Source organism: Streptomyces roseirectus (genome assembly GCF_014489635.1).
GTDB classification, from domain to species: domain Bacteria; phylum Actinomycetota; class Actinomycetes; order Streptomycetales; family Streptomycetaceae; genus Streptomyces; species Streptomyces roseirectus.
This window is the reverse complement of sequence record NZ_CP060828.1, coordinates 4,428,383-4,443,978: the sequence shown is the minus strand read 5'-3', so window position 1 is coordinate 4,443,978 and position 15,596 is coordinate 4,428,383. Positions and strand designations below refer to the sequence as shown.

17 protein-coding genes are annotated in these 15,596 nt (G+C 71.2%); 12 read left to right on the top strand and 5 right to left on the bottom strand.

Features of this window, described 5'->3' with window-relative positions:
* Window positions 1-63: 63 nt before the first annotated feature.
* The 3 genes from IAG44_RS18320 (at window position 64) to IAG44_RS18310 (ending at window position 2,657) form a co-directional block, all read left to right on the top strand.
* Window positions 64-513 (top strand): hypothetical protein, encoded by a 450-nt coding sequence (locus IAG44_RS18320; RefSeq protein ID WP_187748174.1) that lies wholly within the window; start codon window positions 64-66, stop codon window positions 511-513.
* A 70-nt stretch (window positions 514-583) separates the two neighbouring features.
* Complete coding sequence (locus tag IAG44_RS18315) at window positions 584-1,246, top strand: response regulator transcription factor (RefSeq protein ID WP_187748173.1); 663 nt, start codon at window positions 584-586, stop codon at window positions 1,244-1,246.
* A 61-nt stretch (window positions 1,247-1,307) separates the two neighbouring features.
* Window positions 1,308-2,657 (top strand): sensor histidine kinase, encoded by a 1,350-nt coding sequence (locus IAG44_RS18310; protein ID WP_187748172.1) that lies wholly within the window; start codon window positions 1,308-1,310, stop codon window positions 2,655-2,657.
* Window positions 2,658-2,724: 67 nt separating this feature from the next.
* Here the strand turns inward: IAG44_RS18310 and IAG44_RS18305 are convergent, their stop codons facing one another.
* Window positions 2,725-3,462, bottom strand: a complete 738-nt coding sequence (locus IAG44_RS18305; protein ID WP_425508528.1) for an SLATT domain-containing protein — start codon at window positions 3,460-3,462, stop codon at window positions 2,725-2,727.
* A gap of 534 nt (window positions 3,463-3,996) precedes the next feature.
* On the opposite strand from IAG44_RS18305, the gene IAG44_RS18300 reads away from it, so the two are divergent.
* The 3 genes from IAG44_RS18300 to IAG44_RS18290 all read left to right on the top strand — a co-directional run bounded on the left by IAG44_RS18300 (window position 3,997) and on the right by IAG44_RS18290 (window position 5,772).
* Window positions 3,997-4,338, top strand: a complete 342-nt coding sequence (locus IAG44_RS18300; RefSeq protein ID WP_187752748.1) for a YbaB/EbfC family nucleoid-associated protein — start codon at window positions 3,997-3,999, stop codon at window positions 4,336-4,338.
* Between the two features lie 167 nt (window positions 4,339-4,505).
* The gene (gene recR / locus IAG44_RS18295; RefSeq protein ID WP_187748170.1) at window positions 4,506-5,105 is read left to right on the top strand and encodes a recombination mediator RecR; all 600 of its coding nucleotides are present in this window, start codon (window positions 4,506-4,508) and stop codon (window positions 5,103-5,105) included.
* 7 nt (window positions 5,106-5,112) lie between these two features.
* Complete coding sequence (locus IAG44_RS18290) at window positions 5,113-5,772, top strand: DUF5063 domain-containing protein (protein ID WP_187752747.1); 660 nt, start codon at window positions 5,113-5,115, stop codon at window positions 5,770-5,772.
* Between the two features lie 120 nt (window positions 5,773-5,892).
* Here the strand turns inward: IAG44_RS18290 and IAG44_RS18285 are convergent, their stop codons facing one another.
* Entirely contained in the window at window positions 5,893-6,264 is a 372-nt protein-coding gene (locus tag IAG44_RS18285) for a MazG-like family protein (RefSeq protein WP_187748169.1), read from the bottom strand.
* Window positions 6,265-6,603: 339 nt separating this feature from the next.
* Here IAG44_RS18285 and IAG44_RS18280 point away from each other — a divergent pair, with 339 nt between their 5' ends.
* Entirely contained in the window at window positions 6,604-7,122 is a 519-nt protein-coding gene (locus IAG44_RS18280; protein WP_187748168.1) for an SgcJ/EcaC family oxidoreductase, read from the top strand.
* Here IAG44_RS18280 and IAG44_RS18275 read toward each other — a convergent pair.
* Both IAG44_RS18275 and IAG44_RS18270 read right to left on the bottom strand, forming a co-directional pair.
* Window positions 7,088-8,476, bottom strand: a complete 1,389-nt coding sequence (locus IAG44_RS18275; protein WP_187748167.1) for a HAMP domain-containing sensor histidine kinase — start codon at window positions 8,474-8,476, stop codon at window positions 7,088-7,090. The genes IAG44_RS18280 and IAG44_RS18275 overlap by 35 nt on opposite strands.
* Entirely contained in the window at window positions 8,473-9,189 is a 717-nt protein-coding gene (locus IAG44_RS18270) for a response regulator transcription factor (protein WP_187748166.1), read from the bottom strand. The genes IAG44_RS18275 and IAG44_RS18270 overlap by 4 nt, the downstream gene beginning before the upstream one ends.
* A gap of 189 nt (window positions 9,190-9,378) precedes the next feature.
* Between IAG44_RS18270 and IAG44_RS18265 the strand changes: the two genes are divergently transcribed.
* The 5 genes from IAG44_RS18265 (at window position 9,379) to IAG44_RS18245 (ending at window position 14,381) form a co-directional block, all read left to right on the top strand.
* Window positions 9,379-10,671, top strand: a complete 1,293-nt coding sequence (locus IAG44_RS18265; RefSeq protein ID WP_187748165.1) for an aspartate kinase — start codon at window positions 9,379-9,381, stop codon at window positions 10,669-10,671.
* Window positions 10,668-11,858 (top strand): aspartate-semialdehyde dehydrogenase, encoded by a 1,191-nt coding sequence (locus IAG44_RS18260; protein ID WP_187748164.1) that lies wholly within the window; start codon window positions 10,668-10,670, stop codon window positions 11,856-11,858. The genes IAG44_RS18265 and IAG44_RS18260 overlap by 4 nt, the downstream gene beginning before the upstream one ends.
* Before the next feature lie 290 nt (window positions 11,859-12,148).
* The gene (locus tag IAG44_RS18255; protein WP_187748163.1) at window positions 12,149-12,628 is read left to right on the top strand and encodes a hypothetical protein; all 480 of its coding nucleotides are present in this window, start codon (window positions 12,149-12,151) and stop codon (window positions 12,626-12,628) included.
* Window positions 12,619-13,188, top strand: coding sequence for a SigE family RNA polymerase sigma factor (locus tag IAG44_RS18250; RefSeq protein WP_425508527.1), 570 nt, complete (start codon window positions 12,619-12,621; stop codon window positions 13,186-13,188). The genes IAG44_RS18255 and IAG44_RS18250 overlap by 10 nt, the downstream gene beginning before the upstream one ends.
* A 140-nt stretch (window positions 13,189-13,328) precedes the next feature.
* On the top strand, window positions 13,329-14,381 hold the full coding sequence (locus IAG44_RS18245; RefSeq protein ID WP_187748161.1) for a hypothetical protein: 1,053 nt from the start codon (window positions 13,329-13,331) through the stop codon (window positions 14,379-14,381).
* A 74-nt stretch (window positions 14,382-14,455) separates the two neighbouring features.
* On the opposite strand, the gene IAG44_RS18240 is transcribed toward IAG44_RS18245, so the two are convergent.
* Entirely contained in the window at window positions 14,456-15,349 is an 894-nt protein-coding gene (locus IAG44_RS18240) for an SURF1 family protein (RefSeq protein WP_187748160.1), read from the bottom strand.
* Window positions 15,350-15,596 lie beyond the last annotated feature (247 nt).

Here is a 15,596-nt window from a genome sequence, read left to right as displayed (position 1 = left end):
AAAGTGGTGCCCTCCCCATGAAGACGGCCGAACACGGCCGAAGGCTGCGGAAAGGAGAGCGGCATGAGACATGCCGGACCCGCGACGGCCGTGCTGCTCGCCCTCGCGCTGACGGGATGCGGCGGGCTCCCCGGCGGCGCCCGGGTCGAGGGCCCGGCGCCGTCCGCGATCCCCTGGTCGGGGCCGGTCTACATCGACGACGCGCGCTCGATCCCCCGGCAGAGCCCCGACGTGGTGGACCTCACCGACGTCACCACCCTGTACGGCCTGAAGTGGCACGGCTGGGGTACGCCCCGTGCCGTCGCGACCGGCCTCGTCGTCGACTTCGCCTGCGTCTCCGGCTGCCCCCACGGCGACTCCCCGTCCTTCCCGGCCGGCCTCGTCCTCACCGGCCTCGTCAAACGCGAGTACGCCGCGTACTACAGCCACGCCGTCCTCACCCCCGACCACCCGCCCGCCCCCGGCTGGGCCCTGGACGTAGGACCCGTACGACTCAGGGTCCCGAAGGCATGAGGGCCGCCGCGCCCCTGTCATACCCCTAGACCCCCACCCCTCAGCAGACCCCCACCCCAGGAGAACACCGATGCACGAGGTCCTGCTGGTAGAGGACGACGAGATGATCCGGGAGGCCACCCGCCTCGCCCTGGAGTCGAGCGGCTACGCCGTACGGACCGCCGCCGACGGCACGACCGGCCTCGACCTCTTCCGCGAGCGCAGACCCGACGTCGCGGTCCTGGACATCATGCTCCCCGGCCTCAACGGGGTCAGCCTCGCCGGCCGCATCCGCGCCGAGTCCCGCGTACCGGTGCTGCTGATATCCGCCCGCAACGACCCCGTCGACGTCGTGATGGGCCTGGAGGCCGGGGCCGACGACTACGTCACGAAGCCCTTCGACGGCCTGGTCCTCGCCGCCCGCGTCCGCTGCCTCCTGCGCCGCGCCGCCCCCACGGCCCCCCGCGCAGCCCGCCTGAGCTTCGGCGACCTGGACTTCTGCCCCGTCACCCTGACCGCGCACCGCGCCGGCCGGCCCCTCGCGCTCACCACCACCGAACTCCGCCTCCTCCAGGAGTTCACCGCCTCCCCCGGCACGGTCCTCACCCGCGACCTCCTCCTGGAGAGGGTCTGGGACTACGCCTGGAGCGGTGACACCCGCGTCGTCGACGTCCACATCCGGCGGCTGCGCGCCAAGATCGGCCGCGACCGCATCGAGACGGTCCGCGGCTTCGGCTACAAGCTGCGCCCCTAGGGGTGCCCCTTACACGCCGCGCCCCCAGGGGTGCCCTGAGGAACGCCCCTAGGGGATACCCATGAACCTCGGTACGAAGGTGGCGCTGGCCGTCGCCGTCGCGGCCCTCTGGGTCGCCGGAGCCGTCGGAGTGCTGGTCCACCGCATCACCGCCGCCGACCAGCTCGCCACCGCCCGCGCCGACCTCGACCGCCAACTGGTCGCCGCCGCCTACGACCACGCCGCCGGACGCGAGTCCGCCGCCCGCCTCGACCCGCCCGACCTGCCCGCGCCGCTGACCCGCCTCATGGGCAGGGGGGTACGTGCGACCTACCTCCAGAGCGGTACGCACCCCGTGCTGTGGGCGGCGACCCGCGTCTCGGACCGCACCGTCCTCGCGCTGTCCCGCCCCTACGACCGCGAGGCGCACGCGCTCGGCGAACTGGACCGGACGCTCACCACCACCGGCGCCGCCGCGACCGGCACCGTCGCGCTGCTCGGCCTCGCCCTCGGCGTACGCATGGGCCGGCGCGCCACGGCCGCCGCCCGGACGGCGGAACGTATCGCCCACGGCGACCTCGACGCCCGCGTCCGCCCCCACGGCCGCGACGAGATCGCCCGGCTCGCCGGGTCCATGAACGCGATGGCCGACGCGCTCGCCGCCCGCCTCGAAGCCGAGCGGCGCGTCACCGCCGACATCGCGCACGAGCTGCGCACGCCGGTCGCCGCCATGGTCACCGCGGTCTGCCTGCTGCCGCCGGGACCCGCCGGCGACCTCGTCGCGGGCGGGGTGCGCAAGCTGCACGGGCTCGTCGAGGACGTCCTGGAGATCGCCCGCCTCGACGCCGACTGCGCGGTCGTCGAGACCGAGTTCCGGCAGGTCAGCGCGATGGCGCGGCGTGCGGTCGCCGGGCTCGAAGGGGTCGCGGTGCGGATCGTCGCGGACACGCTCGTGGAGACCGACCCGCGCCGGGTGGAACGGGTCCTCACCAACCTCGTCACCAACGCGCTGCGCCACGGCGCGGCCCCGGTCACCGTCGACGTCGACCGCTGCGGCGACGGCCCCGTCGTCCGCGTCCGCGACCACGGGCCCGGCTTCCCGCTCGACGCCCTCGCCGTCCTCACCACCTCGGGGCCGCAACGTTTCCGCACCGGGTGCGCGTCCGCCGGGACGGGCCTCGGCCTCAGCATCGCCGCGGGGCAGACCCGCCTCCTCGGCGCCCGCCTGACCTTCCGCAACCACCCGGAGGGCGGCGCGGAGGCCGTACTACGCCTGCCGGAAGGGGGCCCAGGGGGTACTACGGGTATCACGGGGACTACGGGGCGTACGGGGGCTACGGGACGTACGGGTACTACGGGACGTACGGCAGGAGGGGTACGGGGTGGACGGGACGAGGAGGAGGACGAGGGCGAGGTCGCCGTACGGGGGTGAGGTGGTCGTACGGGGTGCAGGTGCCGTATGACGCCCCGCCCCGGCCCGCCCCTCACCGCCCCGCCCCTCACCGCGGCTCCGGCGGCCTCTGCCTCGGCATGTTCGGACGCGTCCCGTTCACCGGCGGAGGGGAGAAACGCCCCTGGTGCGGGCCGGGAGGCTCCTGGCGCGGGACTGTGGGTGCGGTGGTCTGGAGCGCGAGGGACGTGGACGACGTCCGGAACTCGATCATCCAGTCCGCCGTCTCCGTACGCACCAGATCCGTGACGTCCTCCGAGAAGCGGCGCAGCACGCCCAGGCACCGTTCGGCCGCCTCACCGGCCGTCCCCTCGGCGGGGCCCAGCACCTCGCGGACGCTCTCCGAGGCCCAGTCGAACTGGAGGATCTGGAGCCGGCGCTGGACGGCCTGCGCGGTGGCGACGTCCCGCATCCACCCCGAGGTCAGCCCGAAGGACCGGTCGACGGCGACGCAGGACACGGCGATCAGCAGCGCGAGGTACCCCCACGGGGAGGCGCCCCGCAACAGGCCGGCGAGGTCGAGCAGCGGCAGCGCGGCGCCGATCACGGCACCGCCCGCCGCGGCGCCCCGCAGGATCCGCGCCCCGCGCCGCTTCCACCCCCGGTCGGCGAGGTACCAGGCCGCCGTCTCCAGCGCCCCCTGCTCCACCCACCGGTACAGCTCGTCGAGCCGCACCGCGGGCTCGCCCCAGTCGCCGTGCGGGAACATCCGCCCGGTGAGATCGCCCGGCCGCAGCCCGGCCGCCCCCTCGTCCCGTCCGTCCTGAGGCGGACCCTCGGGCTGCATCTCCGGCTGCTGACCCACCCGGCACTCCCTCCTGAACCCCGTTCCCACTGCCTGACCTGACACACCGGGTGAACCCTCAGGGGGTACACCCCGGGAGCCACACTCCAGGGCCGGCCTTCAGGGGCTACGCCTCGGGAGCGACCCCCCGAGGGCTACCGCTTCAGAGCCACCCCGAGAGCCGCACCCCGAGAGTCACCTCCCCGGAGCCACCTCCCCAGAGCCACCCCGCGAGGGGCACTACCCGAGAGCCACCCCGCAGAGCCACCCCGCAGCGCCGCCCCGCGTATACCGCCGGACGGCACCCCGTGTGGCACCCGGACGTGTCCGTCGGTGCGTCTGACACTTCCTACCTCCCAATGGGTGGCGAAGAGGAAGGTTTCGCCGCTTTTACGCCCGGAAGTGGGCCTTGATCAGGTATAGGCCGTGGAAGAGACTCACTCGAAAGAGTGCCGGGGCAGCGCCCGCACAGACCACGTAGGCTCGTGCCGAGCGGGAAACCCCCGCCCGAGACGTCGTACGACACAGGAGCCGATGGTGTTTCCCGGTGGTGGCCAGCCCAACATGCAGCAGTTGCTCCAGCAGGCCCAGAAGATGCAGCAGGACCTCCAGCAGGCGCAGGAGGAACTGGCGAACACGGAGGTCGACGGGCAGGCGGGCGGCGGCCTCGTGAAGGCCACGGTCACCGGCTCCGGCGAGCTGCGGGCCCTGGTGATCGACCCGAAGGCGGTGGACCCGGAGGACACGGAGACCCTTGCCGACCTGGTCGTCGCGGCCGTGCAGGCGGCCAACCAGAACGCGCAGACCCTCCAGCAGCAGAAGCTCGGCCCGCTGGCCCAGGGCCTGGGCGGTGGCGGCATCCCGGGCCTGCCCTTCTGACCCCGGGAACCCCTACCCGTAGACCCCGTAATACCTACCCGTAGACCCTGTAACCCCGGCCCCCTTTCCCGAGGCCAGACCGGTTTCTTCACGCCGGTCGCCTTTCTGGGAGAGGCATCCGGCAACTACCGTACGCACTGAAGGAACCCCGGGAAGGACGGCAGTCCGTGTACGAAGGCGTGGTCCAGGACCTCATCGACGAGCTGGGTCGGCTGCCCGGCGTCGGTCCCAAGAGCGCGCAGCGGATCGCCTTCCACATTCTCCAGGCGGAGCCGACGGATGTGCGCCGTCTCGCGCACGCCCTGATGGAGGTCAAGGCGAAGGTCCGCTTCTGCGCGACCTGCGGAAACGTCGCGCAGGAAGAGCTGTGCGGCATCTGCCGCGACCCCCGCCGCGACCCCTCGGTGATCTGCGTCGTCGAGGAGCCGAAGGACGTCGTCGCGATCGAGCGCACGCGCGAGTTCCGGGGCAAGTACCACGTGCTCGGCGGCGCGATCAGCCCCATCGAGGGCGTCGGCCCCGACGACCTGCGGATAAGGGAACTCCTGGCCCGCCTCGCGGACGGCACCGTCAACGAGCTGATCCTGGCCACGGACCCGAACCTGGAGGGCGAGGCGACAGCGACGTACCTCGCCCGCATGATCAAGCCCATGGGCCTGAAGGTCACCCGCCTGGCCAGCGGCCTCCCGGTGGGTGGCGACCTGGAATACGCGGACGAGGTGACCCTCGGCCGCGCCTTCGAGGGGAGACGACTCCTAGATGTCTGACGTCACGATGCCCGACGCCACGCTGCACGCGACCGGCCAGAACCCGGACGACTTCGCGGTCCAGATCGCCGACCAGGTGGAGAGTTTCCTGGTCGCGGTCACCGAGGTCGCCAAGGGCGACGAACCGGGTTCCGCGGTCCCCTTCCTCCTCCTGGAGGTCAGCCAACTCCTGCTGGCCGGCGGCCGGTTGGGCGCCCACGAGGACATCGTCCCGGACGAGCGGTACGAGCCCGACGCGGGCCCCGACGCCGACGTCGACGAACTCCGCGAGAACCTGGCCCGCCTCCTGGAGCCGGTCGACGTCTACTCCGAGGTCTTCGACCCCTATGAGCCCCGTAAGGCTCCGGTACCGGCCCGGATCTCCGACGACCTCGCCGACGTCATCACCGACCTGCGCCACGGCATGGCCCACTACCGCGCGGGTCGTACGACCGAGGCGCTGTGGTGGTGGCAGTTCTCGTACTTCTCCAACTGGGGGACGACGGCCTCGGCGACGCTGCGCGCGCTGCACTCGGTCCTCGCCCACGTCCGCCTCGACCAGCCGCTGGCCGAGCTGGACGGCCTCGACACCGACCAGGACATGGGTGACGAGACGCTGGAGATCGAGGCCGGCCGCGTGATGACGGAGGAGATCGCGGAGCCGCTGGGGCTGAAGACGCCGAAGTAACCCCTACGGGAGTTCCCGTACGCCTGGGGGCGCCCCGTAGTACCCGTAGTACTCGCGGCGCCCTCCCCCGCGTACGCACACCCCCCGAGTACGCGCACCGCCCCCCGCGCCCCCGCCGGATCACCGCACACCGTCCCCCGGCGGCGCGTCCAACCCCGCCCGCTCCACCAGCAGCCTCAGCCTGCCCGCCAGCACCTCCGCCGGCCCGCCGGGACCGTCGCCGCCGTCCCCGCCGTCCGTGCACGTCGCCAGCGCCACCATCGCCGTCACGATCACGTCGCACAGCTCCTGACGCACGTCGTCCCACGTGTGCGACGCCCCCTTGCGGGGGTTGGCGCCCAGCGCGCCGTGCAGCGCCTCGGCGACCTCGCCGAACTCCTCGCCGATCTTCAGCACCCGCAGCAGCCGGACATCGCCCGCGGCGGCCGGTTCCGCGTGCTCGTCGAGCCAGCCCACCAGCCGCCGTACCTGCTCCCACGCCAGATCGTCCACCAGGTCCTCCTCAGGTCGTCACTCCCAGGCAGGGGGAGCTGATCCTCCCCCTGAGGTGTAGCCCGCTACACCTCAGGTCCGGGTGCGGGCTCTCCTCCCACGCCGTCCTGTGGTTCCTGTTCCTGTTCAACGACCTCGTCGCCGGCGTCTCCCTGGTCCGTGACCGCGGCGGCCGGCACGGCATCGCCCGGTAAGGGCGGGGCAAGGATTGGAACATCCCTGGATCTGCCTTGTACGACGGCTGCACGGGCGCTAACCGGTGAGACGGGAGTCTGGAGTCACTTCCTCCACAGGAGAACCGGAGGGAAACGAACTCCCCTCATACGCACTGGAGTTGTGATGAACCGTCGTCCTCGTTCCATCAGCAGGCGGGCCCTGGCCATCGGCACGGCGTCGCTGGTCGTCGCGGGTACGGTCGGCGCCGGTGTCAGCTTCGCCGGCCCCGAGCACAAGCCGCAGTCCAAGAGGGCGACGAAGACCCAGATCGCCGGCCTCTTCGACACCTGGAACTCCACGCTGAGAACCGGCGATCCGGAGAAGGTGGCCGACCTCTACGCGGACAACGCGGTCCTGCTGCCCACCGTCTCCAACAAGATCCGCACGGACCACGCCGGCATCGTCGACTACTTCGAGCACTTCCTCGCCAACAAGCCCGTCGGCAAGAAGCTCACGACCATCGTGACCGTGCTCGACAACAACTCCGCGATCGACACGGGCATTTACCAGTTCACGCTCACCGACCCGAAGACCAAGGCGAAGAGCGTCGTCAAGGCCCGCTACTCCTACGAGTACGAGAAGCAGGCCGACGGCGACTGGAAGATCGTCAACCACCACTCCTCGAAGATGCCCGAAGGCTGATCGAGACACAGAGCCCGCCGCCGGGGGCGTCCGCCAGGGACACCGCGCCGCCGTCGTCCGTCACCAACTGCTTGACGACGGCGAGGCCGAGCCCCGAACCGCCCCGGCCGGTGAGGCCCTGACCACGCCAGAAGCGGTCGAACGCCCTCGACTTCTCCTGGTCCGACATGCCCGGTCCCTGGTCGAGGACCGACAGGACCACCGCCCGCTGGCCCGAATCCCAGCGGGCGGTGCTCGAATCCCAGCGCACGGTGATGGTCCCGCCGTCCGGCGAGACCTCCAGGGCGTTGGAGAGCACGTTGTCCAGCACCTGGTCGAGATGGCCGGGCGCGGCCAACACGAGCGGCCGGTCGTCGATACTTCCCCCCATGAGCGCGATGGTGACTCCGCGCTCGTCGGCGGCCGGCCTCCACACCGCGAGCCGTTCGTTCACGATCTCGGCAAGTGGCAGCGGTTCCGCGGCAGTTACCTTCGCCTCGGCCCGCGCCAGCACCAGCAGACCGTTGACCAGACGGCTCATCCGGACGACCTCCGCGGTCGCCTGTTCCACGTCCTCACGCACGAATTCGTCGTCCACGCCGTCCGCGATGTTGTCCAGCGACAGCCTCAACGCCGTGAGTGGCGTGCGGAGTTGGTGCGAGGCGTCGGCGACGAAGATGCGCTGCGAAGCGATGAGGGTGTCGAGCCGCTCGCCCGCCTGATTCAGGGTGCGAGCCAGGGTCCGGGTCTCCTGCGGTCCCGTCTCAGGGGTACGGGCCGTCAGGTCGCCGTCGCTGAACTTGGTCGCCATATCGTTGAGTTGACGCAGCGGGCGGGTGAGCCGGCGGGCCACCACCGCGCCGATCACGGCGGCGACACCGAGTACGGCGACGGCGAGCCCGGCCCTGAACCCCCAGATGTTCCACAGCCGTTTGGTCATCCCGTGGGTCGAGTAGACGATGCGCACGGCGCCGACGACCTTGTCATCGGCCTTCGCCGGGACGGTGATCGTCAGCTCCTCGCCCCAGATGAAGTCCGAGCCCCAGTCGGTGGTGTCCTTGCCCCGCGTCAGCGCGCGCTCCAGGGCCTGGCCGGCGTCGGGGCGGGGCAGCGGGGCCGCGCACTGGGCGGTCGCCGTGACCTGGACGTCGTCCTTCGTCTCCTTGGCGTACGCGCGGGCGAGCTGGGTCAGTGCCTGGCACGACGCGGGGTCGCCGTTGCTGAGCAGCACCGCCATCGTCGTCGCCTCGCGCTTCACCGACAGCTCGGTGTCGTCGCGCAGCTGGTTGGTGAGGGTGAAGGCCACGGGGAGGGTGAACAGGCCGATCGCGACGGCGACGAGCAGGACGTAGCTGAGGATGAGCTGCCGGATCATACGGACGTATCTCCTGGGGCACCCGTAGTACCCGTAGTACCCGCACCCCCCACGATCTCCAGCCGGAACCCCACCCCCCGCACCGCCTCGATCGTGATCGCCCCGGCCAGCTTCCGGCGCAACGCGGCGACGTGGACGTCCAGCGTCTTCGTCGGCCCGAACCAGTTCGCGTCCCAGACGGCTTCCATGATCTGCTCGCGGGTCATCAGGGCCCCCGGCTCCTCGGTGAGGAAGGCGAGCAGGTCGTACTCCTTGGGAGCCAGGGAGATCTCCTCCCCGTTCAGCCGGACGCGCGCGGCCTTGCGGTCGACGGTGAGGCCGGAGCCGTACCGGTCGGGCCCTGCCTCCGCGGGCGTCCGGGGCTGGACGCGCCGCATGACGGCCCTTATCCGCGCGATGACCTCACGCACCCCGAACGGCTTGGAGACGTAGTCGTCGGCGCCGAGTTCGAGCCCGACCACCCGGTCCGTCTCGTCGCTGCGGGCGCTGATCACGATGATCGGGACGTCGCTGCGGGCCCGCAGCTCCTTGCAGACGTCGAGCCCGTCGGTGTCGGGCAGGCCGAGGTCGAGGAGGACCACGTCGTGGGGGTCGGCGTGAGCGAGCGCGGCGGCGCCGGTCGTCACCCAGTCCACCTCGAAGCCGTACCGCTTCAGCCCGCGCCGCAGGGATTCCGCGACGGGCTCGTCGTCTTCCACCAGAAGTACGCGCACAGCGGCACCCTAGTGCTTGAAACTTAATTCACAGCATTCACGCGCGTAACCCGTACGACCTGGGTAGTAGCTCCCCCGGACCAGACCGGAAACGAGTGTCGGACATCTCACCATGCGATACCTCGGAGGGGAAAAACGGACGCTCGTTAGACTGACCGGTGCAATCGACTAATTGAGCGAGGAGCGCACGTGGGCCTTGTCGTGCAGAAGTACGGAGGCTCATCCGTAGCCGATGCCGAGGGCATCAAGCGCGTCGCCAAGCGGATCGTGGAAGCGAAGAAGAACGGCCACCAGGTGGTCGTCGTCGTTTCCGCGATGGGCGACACGACGGACGAGCTGATCGATCTCGCCGAGCAGGTGTCTCCGATGCCCGCCGGGCGTGAGTTCGACATGCTGCTGACCGCCGGAGAGCGGATCTCCATGGCCCTGCTGGCGATGGCGATCAAGAACCTGGGCCACGAGGCCCAGTCCTTCACCGGCAGCCAGGCAGGCGTCATCACCGACTCCGTCCACAACAAAGCCCGGATCATCGACGTCACGCCCGGCCGCATCCGCGAGTCCCTGGACAAGGGCAACATCGCGATCGTCGCCGGTTTCCAGGGCGTCAGCCAGGACAAGAAGGACATCACCACGCTCGGCCGCGGTGGTTCCGACACGACGGCCGTGGCCCTCGCCGCCGCGCTCCAGGCCGAGGTCTGCGAGATCTACACCGACGTCGACGGCGTCTTCACCGCCGACCCGCGCGTGGTGAAGAAGGCCCGCAAGATCGACTGGATCCACTTCCAGGACATGCTGGAGCTGGCATCGTCTGGCTCCAAGGTATTGCTCCACCGGTGTGTGGAGTACGCCCGCAGGTATGACATCCCGATCCACGTCCGCTCCAGCTTCAGCGGGCTGCAGGGCACCTGGGTCAGCAGTCAGCCACTCGCTTCGAAGACACAGCAGCAAGGGGACCAGAAGGTGGAGCAGGCCATCATCTCCGGTGTCGCGCACGACACCTCCGAGGCCAAGATCACGGTCGTCGGCGTGCCGGACAAGCCGGGCGAGGCCGCCGCGATCTTCCGGACGATCTCGGATGCCGAGATCAACATCGACATGATCGTGCAGAACGTCTCCGCCGCCTCGACCGGCCTGACGGACATCTCCTTCACGCTCCCCAAGTCCGAGGGTCGCAAGGCGATCGACGCGCTGGAGAAGAACCGCTCGGGAATCGGCTTCGAATCCCTCCGCTACGACGACCAGATCGGCAAGATCTCCCTGGTCGGCGCGGGGATGAAGACCAACCCGGGCGTCACGGCCGACTTCTTCACCGCCCTCTCGGACGCAGGCGTCAACATCGAGCTGATCTCGACATCCGAGATCCGCATCTCGGTCGTCACCCGTGCGGACGACGTCAACGAGGCCGTCCGCGCCGTCCACTCGGCGTTCGGCCTCGACTCCGACAGCGACGAGGCCGTCGTCTATGGAGGCACCGGGCGATGACCGCACGACCGACGCTCGCGGTCGTGGGAGCGACCGGGGCCGTCGGCTCGGTCATGCTCACGATCCTCTCCCAGCGTGCCGACGTCTGGGGCGAGATCCGCCTCGTCGCCTCCCCGCGCTCGGCCGGCCGCAAGCTGGCCGTGCGCGGCGAGGAGGTCGAGGTCGTAGCTCTTTCGGAGGAGGCGTTCGACGGGGTCGACGTCGCGATGTTCGACGTCCCCGACGAGGTGGCCGCGCGCTGGGCGCCGGTCGCGGTCGCCAAGGGCGCGGTCGTCGTCGACAACTCCGGGGCCTTCCGGATGGACCCCGGCGTACCCCTCGTCGTACCCGAGGTGAACCCGCACGCCGTCCGGGTCCGGCCGCACGGCATCGTCTCCAACCCGAACTGCACGACGCTGTCGATGATCGTCGCCCTCGGCGCGCTGCACGCCGAGTTCGGTCTGCGTGAGCTGGTGGTCTCGTCGTACCAGGCGGTGAGCGGGGCGGGCCGGGAGGGCGTCGAGACGCTGCGGCGGCAGTTGGCGCAGGTGGTGGAGGCGTCGTCCGGAGGTACTACGGGTACGGGTACGGGTCCTGGGTCCTTGGGCTCCGCCGGTACGGGAGGCGTCGGGGGTACCGGAGGGGTAGGGGGTCTAGGGGGAGCCCTGGGGACTACCCCCGGAGACGTACGGCGGGTCGTGGGGGACGACACCGGGCCGTTCCCGGCGCCGATCGCGCTGAATGTCGTCCCGTGGGCCGGTTCGCTCACCGAGGACGGCTGGTCCTCGGAGGAGCGCAAGGTGCGGGACGAGTCCCGCAAGATCCTCGGGCTGCCGAAGCTGCCGGTCGCCGTCACCTGCGTCCGCGTCCCCGTCGTCACCACGCACTCCCTGACCGTGCACGCCCGGTTCCAGGACGAGGTCACCGTCGCCGGGGCGCGCGAGATCCTGGCCACCGCGCCCGGGGTCGTGCTGTTCGACAACCCGGCGGCGGGCGAGTTCCCCACCCCGGCGGACGTGGTGGGCACCGACCCCACCTGGGTCGGCCGGGTCCGGCGCGCGCTCGACGACCCGACCGCGCTCGAACTCTTCGTCTGCGGCGACAACCTCCGCAAGGGCGCCGCCCTCAACACCGCGCAGATCGCGGAACTGGTCGCCGCCGAGTGGACGTCCTCCGCCGGTTCCTCCGCCGGATCCCGCCCCGAGTGAAAACCCGCTGGCCAGGGCGGACGGCTTTGTAGGATTTGTGTGAGAAGTGTGAGCCGGAAGACGGTCGTGCCGCCTTGTCCCCGGGCGGGTCGGCGTTCGAAGATTTTTCTCCCCGTACCCCGCAACCGTGCGGTGCGCGGGGAGCGTCTTTGCGGTCACCCTTTCCGGGTGCGCAGGCGTGTGACCACGGGCTGTAGCTGTCGGAAGCCTGTGGACGGGCGTGGGGACGCCCGTTTCGTATGGGGACACTTCCTATGGGACATAGGGAACATAGGGGAAGAGCGGGACGTATGAGGGTAGATGAGGGGGCGCGGGCCGGCAGACGGCCGGCCGCGCGGCTCGGCAGATCCGGCGTGAGCGCCGGTGGAGAAACGATTCCGGCGACGGGGGTGGCGACGAGGCCGGTGCCGGTGGCGTCGGAGGCGCGCGGGTACTACGGGTGCTACGGGGCGCCGGGTGCGCGGCTTGAGGGCTACGGGTATTACGGGGAGCCGGGCGCGCGGCCCGAGGGCTACGGGTACTACGGGGTGTCTGTGGGGGCGCCCGAGTACTACGGGTCGTACGGGTATGACGGGTCGTACGGGGCCTGCGTGCTGGGCCGGCGGGCAAAAGTGACCGCCGACACGTACAACCTCCTCCGGGGCACGGGTGTCCAACTGGCGTGGCTGAGGTACTCGACTTCACAGCGGCGGCGCGCGGCACAGCCCTGCGTCCGCCCCGCAGGACCGCCCGCCCCCGCGCCGGCGGGGCGCCCGGCGGCCTGCCGGTGATCGCGCCCATGCCCGCAGCGCGGCCCGCCCGCATCCCCAGCCCGCGTGCCGACGACACCGTGGCGGCCGGCACGACAGTCGACCACCTCACCGAGACCTACCGGGCGCACTACCGCTCCCTCCTGGGTCTCGCCGCGCTCCTGCTCGACGACACCGCGTCCTGCGAGGACGTCGTCCAGGAGGCGTTCATCCGCGTCCACTCGGCGCGCAAACGCGTCCGCGACCCCGAGAAGACCCTGGCCTACCTGAGGCAGACGGTCGTCAACCTCTCCCGCTCCGCCCTGCGCCGCCGCATCCTCGGCCTGAAGCTCCTCTCCAAGCCGATGCCGGACATGGCCAGCGCGGAGGAGGGCGCCTACGACCAGCTGGAGCGCGACTCCCTGATCAAGGCGATGAAGGGCCTCCAGCGCCGCCAGCGCGAGGTGCTGGTCCTGCGCTACTTCGCCGACATGACCGAGGCGCAGGTCGCCGAAGCGCTCGGGATATCCCTGGGCTCCGTGAAGGCGTACGGCTCGCGGGGGATCGCGGCGCTGCGTACGGCCATGGAGGCATCGGCGTGAGCGGGGAACCGGACAGGAGTAGTAACCCTCTGGAGGGACGGGGAGATCCCCTGGGGGAGAGCGACCTGTCGTACGACAAGGGCGGTTCGGGACCGTCGTACGGGAACGAACCGAAGCAACCACACGCTGGGAACAGGACTGTGAACCACCACCTCGACGACCAGGGCCCGGACGGGCTCGACTCGGACGAGCTGGAGCTGCGCCGCATGCTGCACCGGGCGGTGCACGAGATGGCACCGCGCGACGGCGCCCTCGACCACCTCCGCCGGGCCGTCCCCGCCCGCAAGGCGCGCAAGCGGCAGGCGATCGTGGGGGTGGCGGCCGCGGTCCTGTTCGCCGGCGTGGCCGTCCCCGCCCTGATGACCGTCTCCAGCACCGGTGACACCGACGCGAACCCCGCGGTCGCGGGCCAGGCGTCGCAGACCGGCGGCTCCACCGGCCAGGGCAAGAACCCCGACGGGGGCTCCGAGGGCAAGGTGGGCGAGTCCACCGGAGGTACTACGGGTACGAGCTCGGGCGCCTCCAAGGGCACCGGCGGCGGCAAGGAGACCCCCACGCCGGGAGCCTCCAGCGGCGCGGGCCCCTCACAGTCGCTCAGCCCGGTCGCCCCCGCCTGCACCGCCGACCAGCTCGGCTCGGCCACCTCGTCGGTCGACGGCCCGGACTCCACGGGCGTGGTGTACGGCACCTTCCGCGTCGTCAACGTCTCCGCCACGAGCTGTACCGTCGGCGGGGCCGTCGCCCTCAACCCGGGCGCCCAGGGCGCCGCCGACGCGATGAAGATCAGCGTCACCGAGCATGTCGCCGGGGACGCCGCGGCCCAGCTCCCCGACCCCTCCCTCTACGTGACCCAGCTGGCGCTGGCGCCCGGCTCCGCGTACGACGTGAAGTTCGCCTGGGTGAAGTCGGAGGACTGTCCCAGCGACGGGGGCGGCACCGGCGGAAGCACTACGGGCGGAGACACCGGTTCCTCCCCGACACCCTCCCCGTCCCCCTCCGAGCAGACGACGGGGACCAGTACGGGTACTACGGGTACCAGCCCACAGCTGATCCGCGAGGACGCGACCACGACCGACCCGGGCAGCGTGACGGTGACCTACACCGCCGACGCGGGCTCACCCTCGGTCACCGCGACCGTGCCGGACGCGTGCGCGGGGACGATCTACCGGACGGGCGTGCTGGCGGCGTCGTGAGCGGGGGCGTCAGCGGAGGTTCACAGCCCTGAGGCGCTTCCTTCGGAGACGCCGGACGCTCGACCGCCCGGCCCTCAGGAGGTGCCGGACGCGACGGGGGACGCGGACGAGGGCGCTTCGGGGGCGTCGGGCCCCGCTGAACCGCCGCCGGGGCCACCGGAGTTGTCGGGGCCGCCGGAGCCACCGGCGCCACCGGTGCCGTCGGAGTCCTCCGGGGCCAGCCCCAGCTCGGCGTCCCGGGCCGCCTCCACCTCGCGCCGCAGCAGCCGGAACCACATGAAGACCACGAACCCCGCGAAGACGAACCACTCGCCGGTGTAACCGAGGTTCTGGAACGCCTTGAGGTCGAGCCCGGTGTTGGCGGGCGCCTCGGCCGGCACGGTCTTCATACCTGGGTCGCCCCTGTCCAGCGTCACCCACGCGTCGTACAGGTCGTACGGGACGAGGTTGACCAGTGAGGCGGTGCTGATCGCGCCGACCTGACCGGCGGGCAGTCCGCCGCGGGCGCTGACGCCGTTGTCGCCGGGCGTCTCCGACGCCTGAAGCGCGCCGGTCACACTGACCTCGCCACGCGGCGCGGCCGGGGCCTTCGCAGCGTCCGCGCTACCTGGGAGCCAGCCCCGTACCACTGGCAGGGCCTTCCCGGAGTCGGTCCGCAGCAGCGTGAGCACGTAGTACCCGCGCCTCTCGCCGACCTCCCGGTCCGGCACGAGCAACTGCTCCCCGTACCGCCCGCTCGCCGTGATCCGCTTTCCCACGGTCGCCTTGTCCACCGGCAGCATCTGCTCCAACGGCCGCGCGGGCTGCGACTTCCCCGTCTCCGCGGCCCGGTCGAGCGCCCGGTGATCATCCATCCGCGACTCGAACCGGCTCAGCTGCCACGACCCCATGAACACACAGAACGGGATGGCCAGCAGCACGAAGACGTTGATTCCCCACCAGCGAGGCGTCAGCAGAAACCGGTACACGCCTTCAACCGTACGCGCCGGGGCCCGGACGGCGGGCGGCGGGGTGCGAGGAGACGGCCAGAGGCGGGAGGAAGCGGCCGGAGGCAGGAGAAGCCGGACGGAGGAGGGAGCAGCACCCCTAGTACCTCCGATGTACGCGCGAGGCATCACCCCCGGTCCTTCACCGACCCCGCACTTTCTGACGGATGCGGCGCGTCTCGTCGTCCGGCAAGGTCCGCTCGGCCCTCCCCATCAGGTTTGATGGACA